1 tRNA gene and 2 rRNA genes are annotated in these 1,130 nt (G+C 50.4%); all 3 read left to right on the top strand.

Annotation, left to right across the window (positions count from 1 at the left end):
• A 16S ribosomal RNA gene (locus CW267_RS29810) occupies positions 1 to 102 on the top strand; the annotation flags it as partial.
• 85 nt (positions 103 to 187) lie between these two features.
• A tRNA-Glu gene (locus CW267_RS29805) sits at positions 188 to 263 on the top strand.
• Between the two features lie 190 nt (positions 264 to 453).
• A 23S ribosomal RNA gene (locus CW267_RS29800) occupies positions 454 to 1,130 on the top strand; the annotation flags it as partial.

Raw genomic sequence — 1,130 nt, 5'->3', positions numbered from 1 at the left:
AGCTTAACCTTCGGGAGGGCGCTTACCACTTTGTGATTCATGACTGGGGTGAAGTCGTAACAAGGTAACCGTAGGGGAACCTGCGGTTGGATCACCTCCTTACCTTAAAGAACCTGCCTTTGTAGTGCTCACACAGATTGTCTGATGAAAGTAAAGAAGCAAGGCGTCTTGCGATTGAGACTTCAGTGTCCCCTTCGTCTAGAGGCCCAGGACACCGCCCTTTCACGGCGGTAACAGGGGTTCGAATCCCCTAGGGGACGCCACTTGCTGGTTCGTGAGTGAAAGACGCGTGCCGATATATCTCAAAACTCATCTTCGGGTGACGTTTGAGATATTTGCTCTTTAAAAATCTGGATCAAGCTGAAAATTGAAACGACACACAGTTAATGTGTGTTCGAGTCTCTCAAATTTTCGCGACACGATGGTGTTTTACGAAACATCTTCGGGTTGTGAGGTTAAGCGACTAAGCGTACACGGTGGATGCCCTGGCAGTCAGAGGCGATGAAGGACGTGCTAATCTGCGAAAAGCGTCGGTAAGGTGATATGAACCGTTATAACCGGCGATGTCCGAATGGGGAAACCCAGTGTGATTCGTCACACTATCGTTAACTGAATACATAGGTTAACGAGGCGAACCGGGGGAACTGAAACATCTAAGTACCCCGAGGAAAAGAAATCAACCGAGATTCCCCCAGTAGCGGCGAGCGAACGGGGAGCAGCCCAGAGTCTGAATCAGCTTGTGTGTTAGTGGAACGGTCTGGAAAGTCCGACGGTACAGGGTGATAGTCCCGTACACCAAAATGCACAGGCTGTGAACTCGAAGAGTAGGGCGGGACACGTGGTATCCTGTCTGAATATGGGGGGACCATCCTCCAAGGCTAAATACTCCTGACTGACCGATAGTGAACCAGTACCGTGAGGGAAAGGCGAAAAGAACCCCGGCGAGGGGAGTGAAAAAGAACCTGAAACCGTGTACGTACAAGCAGTGGGAGCACCTTTGGGTGTGACTGCGTACCTTTTGTATAATGGGTCAGCGACTTATATTCTGTAGCAAGGTTAACCGTATAGGGGAGCCGCAGGGAAACCGAGTCTTAACTGGGCGTTAAGTTGCAGGGTATAGACCCGAAACC

Source organism: Klebsiella sp. X1-16S-Nf21 (genome assembly GCF_002837615.1).
GTDB classification, from domain to species: Bacteria; Pseudomonadota; Gammaproteobacteria; order Enterobacterales; family Enterobacteriaceae; genus Klebsiella; species Klebsiella variicola.
Note: the sequence above shows the minus strand (reverse complement) of the source record. Positions and strands in the feature narration are given on the sequence as shown.